This window comes from Duganella margarita, from assembly GCF_009857535.1.
Lineage (GTDB): Bacteria > Pseudomonadota > Gammaproteobacteria > Burkholderiales > Burkholderiaceae_D > Rugamonas > Rugamonas margarita.
In genome coordinates, this window is record NZ_WWCS01000039.1 from 1 (window position 1) to 18,186 (window position 18,186).

At 62.8% G+C, this 18,186-nt stretch carries 16 protein-coding genes; 3 read left to right on the forward strand and 13 right to left on the reverse strand.

Going from position 1 to position 18,186, the window contains the following annotated elements; genetic code table 11:
* The 10 genes from GTP55_RS28320 to flhD form a co-directional block, all read right to left on the reverse strand.
* Positions 1-1,644 (reverse strand): methyl-accepting chemotaxis protein (locus tag GTP55_RS28320; RefSeq protein WP_161048114.1); only part of this gene is annotated, 1,644 nt, incomplete at its 3' end.
* A gap of 117 nt (positions 1,645-1,761) precedes the next feature.
* The gene (locus GTP55_RS28325; RefSeq protein WP_161048115.1) at positions 1,762-2,259 is read right to left on the reverse strand and encodes a chemotaxis protein CheW; all 498 of its coding nucleotides are present in this window, start codon (positions 2,257-2,259) and stop codon (positions 1,762-1,764) included.
* A 9-nt stretch (positions 2,260-2,268) separates the two neighbouring features.
* The gene (gene cheA, locus GTP55_RS28330) at positions 2,269-4,455 is read right to left on the reverse strand and encodes a chemotaxis protein CheA (protein WP_161048116.1); all 2,187 of its coding nucleotides are present in this window, start codon (positions 4,453-4,455) and stop codon (positions 2,269-2,271) included.
* A gap of 43 nt (positions 4,456-4,498) precedes the next feature.
* Entirely contained in the window at positions 4,499-4,864 is a 366-nt protein-coding gene (locus tag GTP55_RS28335; RefSeq protein ID WP_161048117.1) for a response regulator, read from the reverse strand.
* A 34-nt stretch (positions 4,865-4,898) separates the two neighbouring features.
* Complete coding sequence (locus GTP55_RS28340) at positions 4,899-5,447, reverse strand: chemotaxis protein (protein WP_161048118.1); 549 nt, start codon at positions 5,445-5,447, stop codon at positions 4,899-4,901.
* A 35-nt stretch (positions 5,448-5,482) separates the two neighbouring features.
* The gene (gene motB, locus GTP55_RS28345; protein ID WP_161048119.1) at positions 5,483-6,439 is read right to left on the reverse strand and encodes a flagellar motor protein MotB; all 957 of its coding nucleotides are present in this window, start codon (positions 6,437-6,439) and stop codon (positions 5,483-5,485) included.
* Positions 6,440-6,476: 37 nt separating this feature from the next.
* Positions 6,477-7,337: a flagellar motor stator protein MotA gene (gene motA, locus GTP55_RS28350; RefSeq protein WP_161048120.1), complete on the reverse strand. Its 861-nt coding sequence runs from the start codon at positions 7,335-7,337 to the stop codon at positions 6,477-6,479.
* Between the two features lie 130 nt (positions 7,338-7,467).
* Positions 7,468-8,190, reverse strand: a complete 723-nt coding sequence (locus tag GTP55_RS28355; protein WP_161048125.1) for a class I SAM-dependent methyltransferase — start codon at positions 8,188-8,190, stop codon at positions 7,468-7,470.
* An 80-nt stretch (positions 8,191-8,270) separates the two neighbouring features.
* Positions 8,271-8,819, reverse strand: coding sequence for a flagellar transcriptional regulator FlhC (gene flhC / locus GTP55_RS28360; RefSeq protein WP_161048121.1), 549 nt, complete (start codon positions 8,817-8,819; stop codon positions 8,271-8,273).
* Between the two features lie 18 nt (positions 8,820-8,837).
* Entirely contained in the window at positions 8,838-9,155 is a 318-nt protein-coding gene (flhD, locus tag GTP55_RS28365) for a flagellar transcriptional regulator FlhD (RefSeq protein WP_090177486.1), read from the reverse strand.
* Positions 9,156-9,719: 564 nt separating this feature from the next.
* Here flhD and kynU point away from each other — a divergent pair.
* Genes kynU through GTP55_RS28380 form a run of 3 tightly spaced genes read left to right on the forward strand, consistent with a single transcriptional unit; the run spans position 9,720 to position 12,526 of the window.
* Entirely contained in the window at positions 9,720-10,961 is a 1,242-nt protein-coding gene (kynU, locus tag GTP55_RS28370; protein ID WP_161048122.1) for a kynureninase, read from the forward strand.
* Between the two features lie 16 nt (positions 10,962-10,977).
* Positions 10,978-11,853 carry a tryptophan 2,3-dioxygenase gene (gene kynA, locus GTP55_RS28375; protein WP_161048123.1) on the forward strand — a complete coding sequence of 292 codons (876 nt, stop codon included), beginning with the start codon at positions 10,978-10,980 and terminating at the stop codon, positions 11,851-11,853.
* A 55-nt stretch (positions 11,854-11,908) separates the two neighbouring features.
* Positions 11,909-12,526 (forward strand): CHRD domain-containing protein, encoded by a 618-nt coding sequence (locus GTP55_RS28380; RefSeq protein WP_229258206.1) that lies wholly within the window; start codon positions 11,909-11,911, stop codon positions 12,524-12,526.
* Here the strand turns inward: GTP55_RS28380 and GTP55_RS28385 are convergent, their stop codons facing one another.
* The 3 genes from GTP55_RS28385 to GTP55_RS28395 form a co-directional block, all read right to left on the reverse strand.
* Positions 12,527-14,509: a CocE/NonD family hydrolase gene (locus tag GTP55_RS28385; protein ID WP_202423904.1), complete on the reverse strand. Its 1,983-nt coding sequence runs from the start codon at positions 14,507-14,509 to the stop codon at positions 12,527-12,529.
* 100 nt (positions 14,510-14,609) lie between these two features.
* Entirely contained in the window at positions 14,610-16,520 is a 1,911-nt protein-coding gene (gene htpG, locus GTP55_RS28390; RefSeq protein WP_161048124.1) for a molecular chaperone HtpG, read from the reverse strand.
* A 75-nt stretch (positions 16,521-16,595) separates the two neighbouring features.
* A complete protein-coding gene (locus GTP55_RS28395) occupies positions 16,596-18,062 on the reverse strand; it encodes an aminotransferase-like domain-containing protein (protein WP_161048128.1) in 1,467 nt (488 codons plus the stop codon).
* Positions 18,063-18,186 lie beyond the last annotated feature (124 nt).

The window sequence follows — 18,186 nt, forward strand, 5'->3', positions numbered from 1 at the left end:
CGATGCGGCAGCGGCAATGGCTGGCCGTTTCGGCGCGGCGGCCGGCTTGACCACGGCACGCTGCGGCGCCGGCGCCGGCGCCCGGCGCACCGCCGTGTCGTGCGACAGCTTGAAGATGCTGACCGCCTGCGACAGCAACTCGGCCTGCTCCTGCATGCTTTCCGCCGCCGCTGCCGCCTCTTCCACCAGGGCCGCATTCTGCTGCGTCATCTCGTCCATCTGCGAAATCGCCTGATTGACTTCCTCGATGCCGTTGCTCTGCTCCTGGGTGGCGGCGGTAATCTCGCCCATGATGTCGGCCACCTGGCGGATCGACGTCACGATCAGGTCCATGGTCTGGCCGGCCTCGTCCACCAGCTTGCTGCCGGCATCGACCTTGTCGACCGAATCGGTGATCAGTTCCTTGATTTCCTTGGCCGCACCGGCCGAGCGCTGCGCCAGGTTGCGCACTTCCGACGCCACCACCGCAAAGCCGCGGCCCTGCTCACCGGCGCGGGCCGCTTCCACCGCCGCGTTCAGCGCCAAAATGTTGGTCTGGAAGGCGATGCCGTCAATCACCGAAATAATGTCGGCGATCTTGCGCGACGACTCGGTGATCGAACCCATGGTCTGCACCACCTGCGACACCACGGTGCCGCCCTTCTCCGCCACCGACGACGCCGAGACGGCCAGCTGGTTGGCCTGGCGCGCGTTGTCGGCATTCTGCTTGACGGTCGAGGTCAGCTCTTCCATCGACGACGCCGTCTCTTCCAGCGAGCTGGCCTGCGATTCGGTGCGGGCCGACAGGTCGGCATTGCCGGAGGCGATCTCCTGCGACGCGGTCGAGATCAGTTCGGTGCCCGTGCGTACATCGCCGACGGTCTTGGCCAGGCTCTCGTTCATGTCCTTGAGCGCCTGCAGCAGTTCGCTGGTCTCATCCTGGCCGGACACCTGCACGTTGGAGGTCAGCTCGCCGCTGGCCACTTTCTGCGCCACTTCCACCGCGCCCGACAATGGCACCGTGATCGAACGGGTAATAATCGTCGCGCACACCACGCCCAGCGCCACCGCCACGCCGCCCAGCACGAACAGCACCACCATCAGGCCGCGGTCGGCGGTGACCGAGCTGTCCATCACTTCCTCGGCGTTGGCGCGCTGCATGGCGACCAGCTTGTTGATCTGCACCAGCGTCTGCGTATTCAGCGGATCGATGCGGCCGGAAATCACCTTGGCGCCGCCTTCGCTGTTAAACGCCAGAATCTGGCCGATGGCTTCCTTGAAGGCGGTGCTGGTGTCGGCGTCCAGCACGCTGATGTCGGCCAGCACCTTTTTCTCGCTGTCGTTCAGGCCCAGCGCCTTCAGATCGGCCAGCGCCTTCTCGTAACGGGCGCGCTGGTCTTTCACTTTCTGCTCTTCCTTCTGCATCAGACTGACGTCCGATTGCAGGCCGATGTTACGCATGGCGATACCGGTTTCCAGCATCGCGCTCTTCATCACGTCAGCCTGCAGGTTCTTGGCCGTCGCCGTCTCCAACCCTCTGGTCAGCTTGCTCTTGTTGCTGTAGTTCAGGTAGTTGGTCATCAGCACAATGGCCACCAGGATCAGCAAAATAATGCCGAAACCGATGCGCAACCGTGCGCCGATTTTGAAGTCGCGTAAATTCATGGTGGTACTCCCCTTTTCTGTGCTCTATGTGGTGGTGCGGCGCGTCCTTCTTTTTGGGACACGTCCGTGTGCTGCAAGAGCCGGCGCGGGGTTGAGGCGCCGGCGGGGCGGAACGGCTTACGCCGCCGCCAGCTGGTCCATCAAGCCCATTTCCGGGCTGGACATCAGCTTGTCGATATTGACCAGGATCAGCATGCGCTCGTCGATGGTGCCGAGGCCGATCATGTAGTCGGTGCTGAAGGCGGTGCCCATTTCCGGCGCCGGCTTGACTTGTTCCGGCGTCAGCGTGGTCACGTCCGACACCGAGTCCACCACCATGCCGACGATGCGGCCGTTGATGTTGAGGATGATGACCACGGTGAACTGGTCATACACCGGGTCGCCGAGGTTGAACTTGATGCGCATGTCCACCACCGGGATGATGATGCCGCGCAGATTGATCACGCCCTTGATGAACTCCGGCGCGTTGGCGATGCGGGTCACCGCTTCGTAGCCGCGGATTTCCTGCACCTTCAGGATGTCGATGCCGTACTCTTCCGTGCCCAGCTTGAAAGCCAGGTATTCGTGGCCGGCGATCTCGTTGGCCTGTGCGACGTTGGATTGGATCTCTGCCATGATGGCCCCCTATGAAGAAAAAATCGATTCGTCGGCCAACTGGCGCGACGAGCGTATCAGCGCGGCCACATCCAGGATCAGCGATACGCCGCCGTCGCCCAGGATGGTCGCGCCGGAAATGCCGGCTACTTTGCGGTAATTCGATTCCAGATTCTTGACCACCACCTGCTGCTGGCCGACCAGGTCGTCGACGAACAGGCCGGCCTTGCGGCCGTCGGTCTCGACGATGATGACGATGCCCTGGCACGGGTCAGTGAAGCGCGGCGCAATGTCGAACATCTGGTGCAGCGGCACCAGCGGCAGGTACTCGCCGCGCACCTTGATGACGCGGCCCTTGCCACTGATTTCCTTGACGTCTTCCGGCACCGGCTGCAGCGATTCGATCACAAAGCCCAGCGGCAGGATGTAAATCTCGTCGCCGACGCGGATCGACATGCCGTCCAGGATCGCCAGCGTCAGCGGCAGCGAAATCGAGATGGTGGTGCCGAAGCCCTTGGCCGAGCGGATGTCGACCACGCCGCCCATGGCGGTGATGTTGCGCTTGACCACGTCCATGCCGACCCCGCGGCCCGACACGTCGGTCACCACGTCGGCGGTCGAGAAGCCGGGCGCGAAGATCAGCTGCCAGACTTCGGCGTCGCTCATGTTCTCGGTCACCGGCAAACCGTTCTGTTCGGCCTTGGCCAGGATGCGCTCGCGGTTCAAGCCGCCGCCGTCATCCGACACCTCGATGATGATGTTGCCACCCTGGTGCGAGGCCGACAGGAACAGGCGGCCGGCATCGCTCTTGCCGCCGGCGCGCCGCACTTCCGGCATTTCGATGCCGTGGTCGATCGAATTGCGCACCAGGTGCGTCAGCGGATCGACGATGCGCTCGATCAGGCCCTTGTCCAGTTCGGTGGCGGCGCCGTTGGTGATGAAGTCGACCTTCTTGCCCAGCTTGTGCGCCAGGTCGCGCACCATGCGCGGGAAGCGCGAGAACACGAAATCCATCGGCATCATGCGGATCGACATCACCGCTTCCTGCAGGTCGCGGGTGTTGCGGGTCAGCTGGCCGACGCTGTTGAGCAGGCGCTCGTGCACCATTGGGTCCAGCGTGTCGACGCGCTGCTCGATCATCGCCTGCGTGATGACCAGCTCGCCGACCAGGTTGATCAGCTGGTCGACCTTCTCGATCGACACCCGGATCGAGGCCGACTCGGCGCCGGCGTGCGCGGGCGCCTTCTCTTTTTCCTTCTCTTCCTTCTTGACGACTTTCTTTTCTTCTTCCGGCGGCGTGTCGATCACGATGCCGGCGGCGGCGCGGATCTGTTCGACCGGCTGGAAGAAGCCGTAGCCCTGCGCGTCCTCGCTGCCGGCGGCGGCGTTGGCGCGGATTTCGTCGAGCGGCTGGAAGAAGCCATAGCCCTCGCCGGCGGCGGCCGGCTTGAGTTCGGTGGTGTCGAAGAACCCGTAGCCGAGATCCGCCTCGACCTGGTTGCGCGCGGCGCGTTCTTTTGCCGCCTGCGCGTCGTCCAGCGCCGGCAGTTCGGTGACCACCATCTCGTCTGGATTGAGCACGAACGAGCAGATGGCGATGATGTCGTCCAGGCTCTCATGCGTGGTGACCAGCATGGCGTTGCGGTCCTTGTCCAGCGGCGTGATCGAGACGTGGCCCATCAGGCCCAGCTCCTCGCCCAGCGCCTGCACTTCGCGGTGCGGCATGGCCGGCAGTTCCAGGCGGTAGCGGCGCCCGCCGCTGTGATCGACCACCTTGGTTTCACTTGCATTGTAGGCCGGCGCCACCGGCGCCAGCGCCACCACCGGCACGTCCTGCGCCAGCGATTGCAGCATCATGCGCACATTGCCGACCGCGTCCTGATCGACGGCGCTGCCCAGACGGTGACCGTCCAGCTGCATCTTGAGGATGTCCTTGGCGGCCAGGAAGGCGTCCACGTGTTCGCTGGTCAAGGCCATCTCGCCTTTGCGGATGCGGTCCAGCAACGTTTCCAGCACGTGCGTGATTTCGCTCATGTCGGTCACGCCAAACGTGGAGGCGCCGCCCTTGACCGAATGGGCGGTGCGGAAGATCGCGTTCAGATCTTCGGCATCGGGGGCGTCCAGATCGACGGCCAGCAGCAGCCGCTCCATTTCAGCAAGCAGTTCCTCCGCCTCATCGAAAAAGACCTGATAAAACTGGCTTATATCGATGGTCATGGGGATACTCCGTTACGTTCGCTTCGCATCATGACGCGCCTTATCAGCCGATGACCTTTTTGACAACTTCGATCAGCCGCTGCGGATCGAAAGGTTTGACCAGCCAGCCATTGGCGCCGGCGGCGCGGCCCTTGGCCTTCATCTCGTCGGACGATTCGGTGGTCAGCATCAGAATCGGGGTCTTGGCGTAGCTCGGCAGCTCGCGCAGCAGCTTGATCAGTTGCAGGCCGTCCATGCGCGGCATGTTCTGGTCGGTCAGCACCAGGTCGACGTTCTGCAGCCTGGCTTTTTCCAGGCCTTCCTGGCCGTCTACCGCTTCCACCACCTGGTAGCCGGCCGCCTTCAGGCTGAACGCCACCATCTGGCGCAGGGAGCTGGAATCATCAACTGCAAGTATAGTCTTGGCCATCTTATTCTCTCTTGTAAATCACGTTATATAGTTGTTAGAACAGCTCGATGTCGCCGCTCTCCAGGTGTTGCTGACTGACTGCTTTGCGCAACACGCTGCGCAATTCCAAACTCTGTATCGCCAGCGCCATGCTGACCTTGCCCAGCAGCTCGACGATCTGTTCGTTGTCGCTCTCGGGCAGCATCTCGTCGCCATGGGCGCCCAGCGTGCCGAGGAACTCGCGCAAGCCGGTCACGCGCTTCAGCGTGCGGTCCAGCAGCTGGCTGGTCATGTCCTGGAATTGCAGGCTGGTGATGGCGGCGTTCACATAGCCGCCGACCTGGCCTTGCAGCGCCTCCAGCTGGGCGCGCTGCTCGGCGGTCGCGGTGCCGCCGTCCAGCAGCAGCTGGATGGTGGCCTGCTCGGCCTCCACTGTCTTATGGATCGCCATGAAGTTGTAGGACAGCTTTTCAATCGCTTCCTCCAGCAGCAGGCCGGTCTGGATGAGGTCGGTCTCGACTTCGGTCAGATGCCGGCGACCGTGGTCAGCCACGCCGGACAGCAGGCGCTTGACGTGGGACCCCAGAATTTTTTTTCTCGTCATAACAGTCTCGTTTACTTCTGTTTACTTCTACTGGCTTATTTGCGGACCGGCGGGCCGGACGGCCTGCCCTGGGCCGCCGCTGCAGGGGCGATCTCGGCAGCATCCTCGGCGTCGCCGACCTCGATCTTGCGGCCATCGCGCAGCACATTGTCCTCGGCCTTGCGGTTCATGACCACAATGCTGATGCGGCGGTTGATCGGATTGAACGGGTCGGCCTTGTCGAGGTTGATGGCCGAGGCCAGCCCCACCACGCGCAAGACCTTGGAGTCCTGCATGCCGCCGACGATCAGCTCGCGGCGCGAGGCGTTGGCGCGGTCGGCCGACAATTCCCAGTTGCTGTAGCCGGCGTCGCTCATATACGGCGTCGAATCGGTGTGGCCGGACAGGCTGATGCGATTGGGCACGTCGTTCAGCACGAAGCCGATCTCGTGCAGGATGTCCTTGGTGTACGGTTGCAGCTCGGCCTTGGCCAGCGCGAACATCGGCCGGTTCTGCTCGTCGACGACCTGGATCCGCAAGCCTTCGCTGGTGATGTCGAGCAGCAGCTGGTCCTTGTATTTTTTCAGCAGCGGGTTGGCCTCAATCTTGTTCTCGATACGTTCCTTGAGCGCCTTCAGGCGCTGGTTTTCTTCCGCTTCCAGCGCCGCCTTGGCGGCCGTCAGGTTATAGGTCTTCTTGACCTGCGGGTCGTCGCTGGCCTTGACCTGGCCGTCGGTGCGGGTCAGGTCCTTGCCGCCGCCCTTGATCACCGACGAACTGTCGCCGCTGCCCGAGCCGCCCGACATCGCCACCTTCAGCGGCGTCTTGAAGTATTCGGAAATGCCGTTGAGGTCGCCCTTGGTGGTCGAACCGAGCAGCCACATCAGCAGGAAGAAGGCCATCATCGCCGTCACGAAGTCGGCGTACGCAATCTTCCAGGCGCCGCCGTGGTGACCGCCGCCGCCCTTCTTGATGCGCTTGACGATAATCGGCCGCAAGCCCTCTTCAGCCATGATTCATCCTTAAACGAGTGATAGTGCGCGGCATGGCTTACTTCGACTTCGATTTCTTGATATGGTCTTCCAGCTCGTTGAAGCTCGGGCGCTCGGTCGAGTACAGCACCTTGCGACCGAATTCCACCGCCAGCGCCGGCGCGTAACCGTTCAGGCTGGCCAACAGCGTGACTTTCACGCACTGATACATTTTGGTCGACTCTTCCAGCTTCTGTTCCAGCAGGCTGGCCAGCGGACCGACGAAGCCGTAGGCCAGCAGAATCCCGAGGAAGGTGCCGACCAGCGCGTGCGCGATCAGGATGCCCAGCTCGGCTGGTGGCAAGCCCACCGATTCCATCGTGTGCACCACCCCCATCACCGCCGCCACGATACCGAACGCCGGCAGGCCGTCGCCCAGCTTGGCGATGGCGTGCGACGGCGCGGCGCCTTCGTGGTGGTGGGTCTCGATCTCGATGTCCATCAGATTCTCGATCTGGAACGCATCCATATTCCCGGACACCATCAGGCGCAGGTAATCGGTCATGAATTCGACGATGTGATGGTCTTCCAGCACGCTCGGGTACTTGCTGAACAGCGGACTTTGCTCCGGGCTGTCGATATCGCCTTCGATCGACATCAGGCCTTCCTTGCGCACCTTGGACAACACGTCGAACAGCAAGGACATCAGCTCCATATAGAGATCCTTGGTGTAGCGCGAGCCCTTGAGCAGCGTCGGCAAGGCGCCCATGGTGGCCTTGATGGTCTTGCCGTTGTTGCCGACCAGGAAGGCGCCCAGCGCACCGCCGCCAATCATGACCAGTTCCAGCGGCTGGAGCAGCGCGGCCATGTGGCCGCCGTTGGCTGCATAGCCGCCGAACACGCCGACGATGACCACTACATATCCGATGATGACTAACAAGTGTCCTGACTCCCCAGAGCGAAAACCGGCCGAATTGTGACGAAGTGGGCCGGTTTTTCAATAATTTACATATAGAACTACAATAGCCTGACTAAGGGGGGGCGGGCAAGTGAATAACGTCAAATGATGCTTAAAAGTACCATATATAGAGGGGAATTTCGCTCTGTGTGGCTCTAATGATGCTATCCGGTGTTCTTTCCTCAATGACAAATTCATAGCTCACAAGCATCGAACCAGGACACATTTCAGCGGCCGCCTTGCGCCACAATCCGGACATCGCGGCCGGTGACAGATAAGCAAATACCATGTCGAACTGGCTAAAATCCAGACTTTCGTAGTCGCCCCGCAGGAAGCGGGCGCGGCTGCCGCCGAGCCGGGCCCGCAGCCAGCTGACCAGCCATGGCAGCGGCGCCAGCTCGATGCCGGCGGCCTCGGCGTCCGGCCGCACCCGCGCCAGGTACAGGGTCAGGCCGCCCAGGCCGCTGCCGATGTCGATCACGCGCGGCGCCCTATCGGTCGGCAGCAGCTGCCGCACCGCATCCCACACGGCCGGGCCGGACGGGTAATACGGCACCTGGGTGCGGAACGTCGACCAATACCAGCCCAGCAGCAGCAAAAACACCGCGCCGAACAGCCAGGATGGCAAGTTCAGCGCCAGCGCGCTCAGCACCGCCAGCGGGAACAGCAGCTGGATCGCGCGCCACCAGGCCGCCAGCGCCAGCTTCCAGGTGAGCGCGGCCGCCAGCAGGCCCTGCACCACCGCCACGGTCAGATAATCGACAGGAAAACGAAAACTGGCCATCACATAAATGATGGCCAGCGTGAGCGGCAAGGCGCCGCACTGGATCAGCATGGCCTGCACGGCGGGCGCGCGGGCGATGCGTTGCAAGGAAGGTAAGTTCACGGGCGTATTATGCCCGCGATTGCATTACTTTAGGCAGCCAGCGCCTCGACTTCACGGGCTTTTTTGGTCTTGCCGGCGCGCGACGGCATGTGGCACAGGCCGCAAACGTAGCTACCATGCAGGTCCATGGCGTTGACCACGAATTTGCCCTGGCATTTGCCGCATGGGGCGGTTTCCAGCATTTTGCTGCTGAAGAAGCGCACCAGGGTCCAGGCGCGAGTCAGCGACAGCAGCGGCTCTTCGCCCGGCTCCGGCGGCATTTGTTCGAGGTACAGCTTGTAGGCCTTCATCACTGCTTCCACGCCCGTCGCACCGGCGTGGGTCACCAGGAAGCTATGGATGTTGATGAACAGCGAGGAATGGATATTCGGTTGCCAGGTCAGGAACCAGTCGGTCGAGAACGGCAGCATGCCTTTCGGTGGCGACACGCCCTTCAACTCCTTGTACAGCTTGAGCAGGCGTTCGCGCGACAGCGACACTTCCGACTCCAGCAGTTGCAGGCGGGCGCCCAACTGGATCAGTTCGATGGCCAGCTGGATTTCCTGGGCTTCCGTGACAACGCTTTTCTTGGCGGCCATGATCTGTGCTCCTGACGATTAAACGATTTCTTCGACCGGCTGGCCGGCCATCAGGATGGCGGCGTGCGACTGGGCCAGCACCCGGTCTTTATTGTAGTTCGTCAGCATCGACAGGATGGCGCTATCGTCGAAGCGGAAGCGGGCCAGCATCATATTGCCGCCTGCCAGTTTGAGAATCTGCGCATTGCTCATGCCTTCGATCAGGTCGGCGATTTCAGCAGCGATGCCGAGACGGAAGATTGCGGTGACTTTGTCGGCGCGGATCATCTGCTGAGCCAGCATCAGGTAGCTCAGGTTGGCGTCGCGAATTTCGGCCATCATATCGTTTGCAGTCATTTTCCCACTCCTAGCGTTTTTCTCTCGTTGGAACACGTTTGCGTTTCCATTGAGATACATTCTGCTTGAGCAACAAAAAGCGGAGAAGAGGTGACTCTCCGTATTTTAGGTCGGGAAATAGCGGGTGCGACCCGTCGGTGTTTGTCTTACAAACACGCGCAGATCGGTCTCAACGCCCTTGCGGCGTAGGTTTCTTGCGGGATACAAGTTTTCAAAACATCCCTTTTTGAAGCGAAAAATAAAGCGGCAAAGCGACTCTTTTTTGCTACATCTAAACCGGTAACGGCAGCCATTTGAGGAACTTTAGGGTTTTTGCGAAATATTTTTAAATTTTTTCGCCCCTGCTACCGGATTAGCGATGCACGGTTTTCTGCGCATCTTGAAACTGGTAACGGCAGGGGTTGAGGGAACTTTAGGGTTTTTTTGAAAAAATCGAAAATAATTTAAAAAACCCGGAAAGCGAGTATTCATGCGGGTTTGGCGCGCCTGGGGTCAGACCTCGCAGGGGGTCTGACCCCGGCTTTTTGGGTTAAACTTCAACTTTCTCCTCAAGCAATTACCCCAATGACAACCCGCAACCACTGCCTGGAACGCGATGTCCAGGACGCTCTGGCCCCGCTCCGCGATCAGTTCGACCTGCCTGCAGGCGTTATTTATCTGGATGGAAACTCTCTTGGCGCCCTCCCTAAAGCCGCCCTCGCCCGCGCCCAGCACGTCATCGCCCAGGAATGGGGCCACGACCTGATCCGCAGCTGGAACAGCGCCGGCTGGTTCGACCTGCCCAAGCGCCTCGGCAACCGTCTGGCACCGCTGATCGGCGGCCTGGACGGTGAAGTGGTGGTCACGGATACAACCTCCGTCAACCTGTTCAAGGCGCTGGCCGCCGCCCTGCAGATGCAGCCGGCCGACACTGGCCGCCGCGTCATCGTCACCGAGCGCGCCAACTTCCCGACCGATATCTACATGGCCGAAGGCCTGACCAGGTGGCTGGACCGCGGCTACAGCATCAAACTGATCGACAGCCCGGACGAACTGCCGGCCGCCATCGGCGCCGACACCGCCGTCGTCATGCTGACCCATGTCAATTACCGCACCGGTTATCAATATGACATGCAGGCCGCCAGCGCCCTCGCCCACGAGGCCGGCGCGCTGATCGTCTGGGATCTGGCGCACTCGGCCGGCGCCGTGCCGGTCGACCTGAACGCCGACGGCGCCGACCTGGCCGTGGGCTGCACCTATAAATACCTGAACGGCGGCCCCGGCGCGCCGGCGTTCATCTGGGTGCCAAAGAAACACCAGGCCGCCTTCCAGCAGCCGCTGTCCGGCTGGTGGGGCCACGCCGCGCCGTTCGCCATGGCGCCGCACTACACGCCGACCGACGGCATCGGCCGCGCGCTGTGCGGCACCCAGCCGATCGTCTCGCTGGCGATGGTCGAGTGCGGCCTCGATGTGCACCACCAGACCAGCATGGCCGCCATCCGCGCCAAGTCGCTGGCGCTCACCGACCTGTTTATCGAACTGGTGGAAGCCCGCTGCGGCAGCCATCCGCTGGCGCTGGTGACGCCGCGCGAGCACGCGCGCCGTGGCAGCCAGGTCAGCTTCACCCATCCGCACGGCTATGCGGTGATGTCGGCCCTGATCGCGCGCGGCGTCATCGGCGACTACCGCGAACCGGCCATCATGCGCTTCGGCTTTACGCCGCTGTACACCAGCTACGCCGACGTATGGGATGCGGTGGAGATCCTGCGCGACATCCTGGACCGCCAGGACTACAACGTCGACGCCAAGCGCGACGCCGTCACCTGACAACGAGATCAATCATATGAGCGAAAACAAACCCGCCAGCGGCTGCCCGATGCACGCGACCGCGCCAGCCGGCGACGCCGAGTGGCATGGCGCGCAAATGGACTTCAGTAACAAGATGAGCTACGGCGACTACCTGGGCCTGGAAAAAATCCTGCACGCCCAGCACCCGCTGTCGCCCAACCATAATGAGATGCTGTTCATCGTCCAGCACCAGACCAGCGAACTGTGGATGAAGCTGATGCTGCACGAGATGCGCGCCGTGCGCGTCCACCTGCGCGCCGGCGACCTGCCGCCGGCCTTCAAGATGCTGGCCCGCGTGGCGCGCATCATGGACCAGCTGGTGCACGCCTGGGACGTGCTGGCCACCATGACGCCGCCCGAATACACCGCCATCCGCCCTTACCTGGGCGCCTCGTCCGGCTTCCAGTCCTACCAGTACCGCGAGATTGAATTCATCCTGGGGAACAAGAACGCCGCGCTGCTCAACGTCCACGCCGGCACGCCGGAATTCCCGCTGCTGGAAGAGTCGTTGAATACGCCGTCGCTGTACGACGAAACAATCCACCTGCTGGCGCGTCACGGCCTGCCGATTTCCGCCGAACGCCTGAACGCCGATCCGACCCTGCCGACCGTGGCCGACGCCTCGGTGCAGCAGGCCTGGCTGCAGGTCTACGGCGACACCACGCGCTACTGGGCGCTGTACGAGCTGGCTGAAAAACTGGTGGACATGGAAACCGCGTTCCGCTTCTGGCGCTTCCGCCATGTCACCACGGTCGAGCGCATCATCGGCTTCAAGACCGGCACCGGCGGCACGGCCGGCGTCAGCTACCTGCGCAAGATGCTGGACGTGGTGCTGTTCCCCGAACTGTTCGCGCTGCGCACCGAACTCTGACCACGGAACTTGGGCGCGGCGGCCTTCTCTAAGCTAAACACTTGGGAGGGACATCATGACTCAACAACGCATCAGCGCCTGGGCGGCGGCAGCAATGCTGTGCGCCGCCACCGCGGCGGCCGGCACAGCCAGCGCCGCCACCTATACCACCATTCTCACCGGGCCAAAGGAAGCACCACCCAACACCTCGACCGGCATCGGCGCGGCGGCGGTGCAGTTCGACGCCGGCACCCACGTGCTGGTGGTCAACGCCGCCTTCAGCGCCCTGCTGGGCGACAGCACCGCAGCCCACATCCACTGCTGTACCGATGCGCCGGGACTGGGCACCGCCGGTGTCGCTACCGAGACGCCGACCTTCGGCGACTTCCCGCTGGGCGTAAAGACCGGCGCCTACAGTCATTCCTTCGACACCTCGCTGGCGGCCAGCTGGAATCCCGCCTTCCTGAGCGCTAACGGCGGCACCACGGCCGGTGCCGAAGCGGCCTTCCTGGCCGGGCTGAATGCCGGCGAGGCCTACCTCAACATCCACAGCACCAGCTATCCTGCCGGCGAGATTCGCGGCTTCCTGGCGCTGGCGCCTGTCAGCGCCGTGCCGGAGCCGGGCAGCTTCGCCGTGCTGGGCATAGGCCTGCCGGCCATGCTGCTGCTGGCGCGCCGCCGTCGCAAGGGCTAGTTACCTGACGCTGGCGCCGACCAGCGGCAGTTCGATAAAGCTGTCGTGGTAGATGCGCTGGGTCGCCTTCCTGTAATCCGCCGGCTTCGCGTAGAAGATATTCGGCACGAAGGTCTGCGGATTGCGGTCGTACAGCGGGAACCAGCTGGACTGGATCTGCACCATGATGCGGTGCCCCGGCAGGAATACGTGGTTGGCGGTCGGCAGCGCAAAGTTGTAAGGCAGCGCCTTGTCGGCGGTGACCGGCTTGGCCGTCGACAGGCTCTCGCGATAGCGGCCACGGAAGATATCAGCCGAAATCATCAGCTGATAGCCGCCCATCTCCGGCTGCGCCGCCACCTGGTCCGGATAAACGTCGATCAGCTTGACCACCCAGTCGGCATCCGTGCCGCTGGTGGAGGCCAGCAGATGCGCCACCGGTTCGCCGCTGATCTTCACCGGCGCCGTCAGCACGCCGGTGGTGTAGGTCAGCACATCGGTGCGGCCGGAGGCCTCGCGTTGATCGTCCACCAGCCAGCGCGGCCAGGTCTGGCCCTTGGCCTCGTCGTAGCCGTATGGTGGAATCGGCCGCTGACGGTACGGCACAGGCTTGACTGGATCGGCCACATATTCGTCGTAATCGTTCCGGTGGGCCGGCTTGGACAGCGTGACCGGCGCGGTATTGGTCAGCATCGCCTTGCCGTCGACCGACAGCTTCAGCGTGGCCGGCGCGATAAAGCAGCCGCTGACGCAACCGGCCGGCCAGCTATTGAGCGCGCGCCACTTGTTGGTGCCGGTCTCGAACGCCGTCACCGGCGCGATCTTGGCGGCCAGCGCTTCCGGCGACGGCTCGTCCTTCAGATAACGCTCGAGAAACGGCATCAGCACCTCTTCGCGGAAGTGCAGCCCCGTGTCGCTGTTGAAGCGGATCGGTCCCAGCTTGCTGCCGTCGCCATCCTGGCCGCCGTGGTTCCACGGTCCCATGGCCAGGAACACCTTGTTGTCCTTGTCGTTCGGCTTGATCGCCTTGTAGACGGCGATGGCGCCGTAGATGTCTTCCGCGTCCCACAGGCTATGCACCAGCAGCGTCGGCACCGTCACCGGCTGCTTGGCCAGCAGGGTATCGACGGCCTGGCTTTGCCAGAATTCGTCATACGCCGGATGGGCCGCCAGCTTGCGCCAGAAGCCACTCTGCTCGACGCCGCGCTGGCGTGCCAGTTCCCCGGCCGAGCCGGCGCGCATGAAGGTATCGTAATCGTCGTAGTGGCTGGTGAACCAGTGCGCGTCGTTGCGGCGCGTGACCACCTGCTCCATGATGTAGGACAGATTAATCTGACGGAACGCGCCGTTGTGGAACCAGTCGTCGCCGCGCCAGCCGTCCACCATGGGATTCATCGGCACCGCCACCTTCAGCGCCGGATGCGGATTGACCAGCGCGATCAGCGGCAGATAGCCGTCATACGAACCGCCGATGATACCCACCTTGCCGTTCGACTCCGGCACATTCTTGCTGAGCCAATCGAGCGTGTCCCAGGTATCGGTGGAATGATCGACCGGGGTCGGATTGAAGGGTGTGCCTGCAATCGGCCGGTTCATCACGTAGTCGCCCTCGGAGCCGTATTTGCCGCGCACGTCCTGCACCACGCGGATATAGCCGCCCTTGACGATCACGTCCGGCATATTGTCGTAGCCCAGCAGGACCGACTCCATCTGCGAGCTTTCCGCGTGCGCCGTCATGTCGGCGGCGTTGTACGGCGTGCGCGTCAACAGCATCGGCGCGTGATGGGCTTTGCGCGGGAGCAGCAGGACAGTATTGAGTTTAACGCCGTCGCGCATCGGTATCATCACCGTGCGGCGGACGAAGTCGAAGCTATCGACCGGCGCCTTGAATTCTTCCGGCGTTTCACTCGGTAGCGCGGGATACTGCGGCGCCTGTTGCGCCATACTGGCGTGGATGGAAAAAACGCCGGCCACCAGGGCCAGCGTCAATGCGGATTTCTTCATGATCACTCCGGGGTCAGGTCCCCCAATTCTACACGGCCTCGGCCCTAGCAAGCATTAGCGCTCAGCTGGTGTAGAAATGTGAGACCTGACCCCGGATTGGTTACTTCGCCAGCAGCAGCTCGTTCAGGCGCTTGACGAAGGTGGCCGGGTCACTCAGCGAACCGCCTTCGGCCAGCAAGGCCTGGTCGAACAGGATGTTGGACCAGTCGCTGAAGGAGCTGGCTACGTCCTCGTTTTTCAGGCGCTGCACCAGCGGGTGATCCGGGTTGATCTCCAGGATAGGCTTGGATTCCGGCGCGTCCTGGCCGGCGGCCTTCAGCATGCGCAGCAGGTTGCCCGACAGCTCGTTCTCGTCCGCCACCAGGCAGGCTGGCGAATCGGTCAGGCGGAAGGTCACGCGCACGTCCTTGGCTTTGTCGGCCAGCGCTTCCTTCATTTTGCCAACCAGATCCTTGTACGACGATTCGGTTTCTTCGTGTTCCTTCTTCTCGGCTTCATCTTCCAGCGCGCCCAGATCCAGGCCGCCTTTGGCCACCGACACCAGTTCCTTGCCTTCAAACTCGGTCAGGAACGACAGCATCCATTCGTCCACGCGGTCGGTCAGCAGCAGCACTTCAACGCCCTTCTTGCGGAAGATTTCCAGGTGCGGGCTGTTTTTCGCGGCGATGTAGTTATCGGCGGTGACGTAGTAGATCTTGTCCTGGCCTTCCTTGACGCGCGACAGGTACTGCTCCAGCGAGGTGATTTGCTGGTCGTTGTCGTTGGCGGTCGAAGCAAAGCGCAGCAGCTTGGCCAGACGGTCCTTGTTGGTCGCGTCTTCGCCGATGCCTTCTTTCAGCACCTGGCCGAATTCGGTCCAGAAGGTCTGGTACTTGTCTTTTTTCTCTTGCTCGTCGGCGTTGGCCAGTTCTTCCAGCATGCCGATCACGCGCTTGGTCGAACCATCGCGGATCACCTTGACGTCGCGCGATTCCTGCAAAATCTCGCGCGAGACGTTCAGCGGCAGGTCGGCCGAGTCGATCACGCCTTTAACGAAGCGCAGGTAGGTCGGCATCAGCTGCTCGGCGTCGTCCATGATGAACACGCGCTTGACGTACAGCTTGATGCCGCCACGCTTGTTGCGGTCCCACAGGTCGAACGGCGCCTTGGCCGGGATGTACAGCAGCTGGGTGTATTCGCTGCGGCCTTCCACCCGGTTGTGGGTGTGCGTCAGCGGCGCGGCGAAGTCGTGCGACACGTGTTTATAGAACTCGTCGTACTGCTCCGGCGTGATGTCGGATTTGCTGCGGGCCCACAGCGCGCTGGCCTGGTTGACCGTTTCCAGTTCATCCTTGACCACGTTTTCGCTCTTCTCGGCGTCCCACTCTTCTTTCTGCATCACGATCGGCAGCGAGATGTGGTCCGAGTATTTGCGGATGATGGACTTGATCTTCCACGACGACAGCAGCTCGTCCTCGCCTTCACGCAGGTGCAGGATGATGTCGGTGCCGCGGCCGATTTTTTCGATCTGTTCGACCGAGTAGTCGCCCTGGCCTTCCGACTCCCAGCGCACTCCTTCCGAGGCTGGCGCGCCGGCGCGGCGGGTTTCGACGGTGATCTTGTCGGCGACGATGAAGCCCGAATAGAAGCCCACGCCGAACTGGCCGATCAGGGCCGCGTCCTGCTGCTGGTCGCCCGACAGCTTGCCGAAGAATTCCTTGGTGCCCGACTTGGCGATGGTGCCTAGGTGCGAGATCGCCTCGTCGCGGCTCATGCCGATGCCGTTGTCGGAGATGGTGATGGTGCGCGCGGCCTTGTCGAACGAGACCTTGATCTTCAGTTCATGGTCATTGCCGTACAGGGCGTCGTTGTTGATCGCTTCAAAACGCAGCTTGTCGGACGCGTCGGAGGCGTTGGAGATCAGTTCGCGCAGGAAGATCTCTTTGTTCGAGTACAGGGAGTGAATCATCAGCTGCAGCAGCTGTTTCACTTCGGCCTGGAATCCAAGGGTTTGTTTTTCGGTATTAGCCATTTTGTTGGGAATAGTCTTTTGGTTAAGATTTCAGGAAAATGGGGATTATAAGAGGCTTTTCAAGACCCCGGATAGTCAACTGAGTTCCCGTTCAAGGAAACGCCACACGGCCGGCTCCTGCATGGCCGCCACGTTGAGCCGCATGCGGGTCGACGGCAGTTGCTTCGGCGAGAACAGGCTGCCCGGCGCCAGCAGCAGGTTGTGCGCCATGGCGCGCTCAGTCAGCAGATTGGTGTCGCAGCCGGCATCGGCCCAGACGAACATGCCGGCCGACGGCGAACCGTCCACCTTCAGGCCGACCCGCTCCATCTGGCGCAGCGTCTTGGCGCGGAGGCCGTCCAGCCGCGCGCGCAGGCGGTCGGCGTGCTTGCGGTAGGAGCCTTCGGACAGCACTTTATACACCACCCGTTCGCCGATGTCGCTGGTGGTCAGCGTCGACAGCATCTTGCGGTCGGCCAGGCGCTCGGCGCGCTCCGGCGAGGTGGCGATGAATCCAACCCGCAGGTTGGCCGCCATGGTCTTGGAGAAGCCGCTCAGGTAGATCACCCGCTGCAACTGGTCCAGCGCCGACAGCCGCGTGGCCGGCTGCACCGCGCTGCCGGGGTGCAGGTCGCAGTAGATATCGTCTTCCACGATGATGAAGTCATGCTCCTCGGCCAGCCGCAGCACCTGGAACGCCTTGGCCGCCGACAGCGAGGTGGAACTGGGGTTGTGCAGCACCGAGTTGATGATGTACAGCTTGGGCTTGTGCAGCGCCGCCAGTTCGGCCAGCCGCGCAATGTCCGGGCCATCGCCCAGACGCGGGATGCCGACTACCTTGGCGCCCAGCGCGGCGAAGGAGCCAAACATCAGAAACCAGGCTGGATCGTCAACGAAGATGGTGTCGCCGGGGCGGCTGAATTCGCGCGCCACCAGGTCAAGGGCCTGGGTGACGCCGACGGTGGTGATAATCTGCTCGGGCGCGGCGGCGATTTCCAGTTCGGCCAGTTTGTGCTGCAACTGCTGGCGCAACGGCAGGAAGCCTTGCGGCACGCCATAGCTTAATAATAGCGTCGGGTTCTGGCGGCTGACGGCGCGCAGCGCGTTGGCGATGGTCGGACCGTCCAGCCAGTCCGGCGGCAGCACGCCGGAGCCGGGCATTTGCTGGTGCGGCATCTGGCGGAACATATTCCGCACCAGCCAGACCACATCGATCGGCTTGGCGTCGAAGCCGGATTGCGCGCCGCGCGATGCGGCGCCCGCGCCTGCACCGCCAAACGCGCCGCCGCCCGTCCCCAGATCGGCCGCATTGAGTGCCATCGCCGGCCGCTCGCGGACGAAAAAGCCGGCGCCGCGGCGCGACTCCAGATAGCCCGTGGCCACCAGCTTGTCGTACGCGGCTACCACGGTGAAAGCCGACACGCTATGCGAGGCCGCAAACGCCCGGATCGACGGCATGCGCGCACCGCCGCGCAGCAAACGGTCGTCGATACGCGCCGCCACCGACCGCACAATCTGGTCGATCAACGTCTCGCCCGACTCGCGCAGCAGCAAGCCAAGCATTGGCCCCGCCGCACCACGACGCGCGCGGTCGCCCTCTCCGGCGGCGACTTCATCGCCCGCAGGCGCTGCGGCAACCGGGGCGCGGGTGGGCGTGCGCGCGGCGCCACGGCCGGAGGTGGCCGGC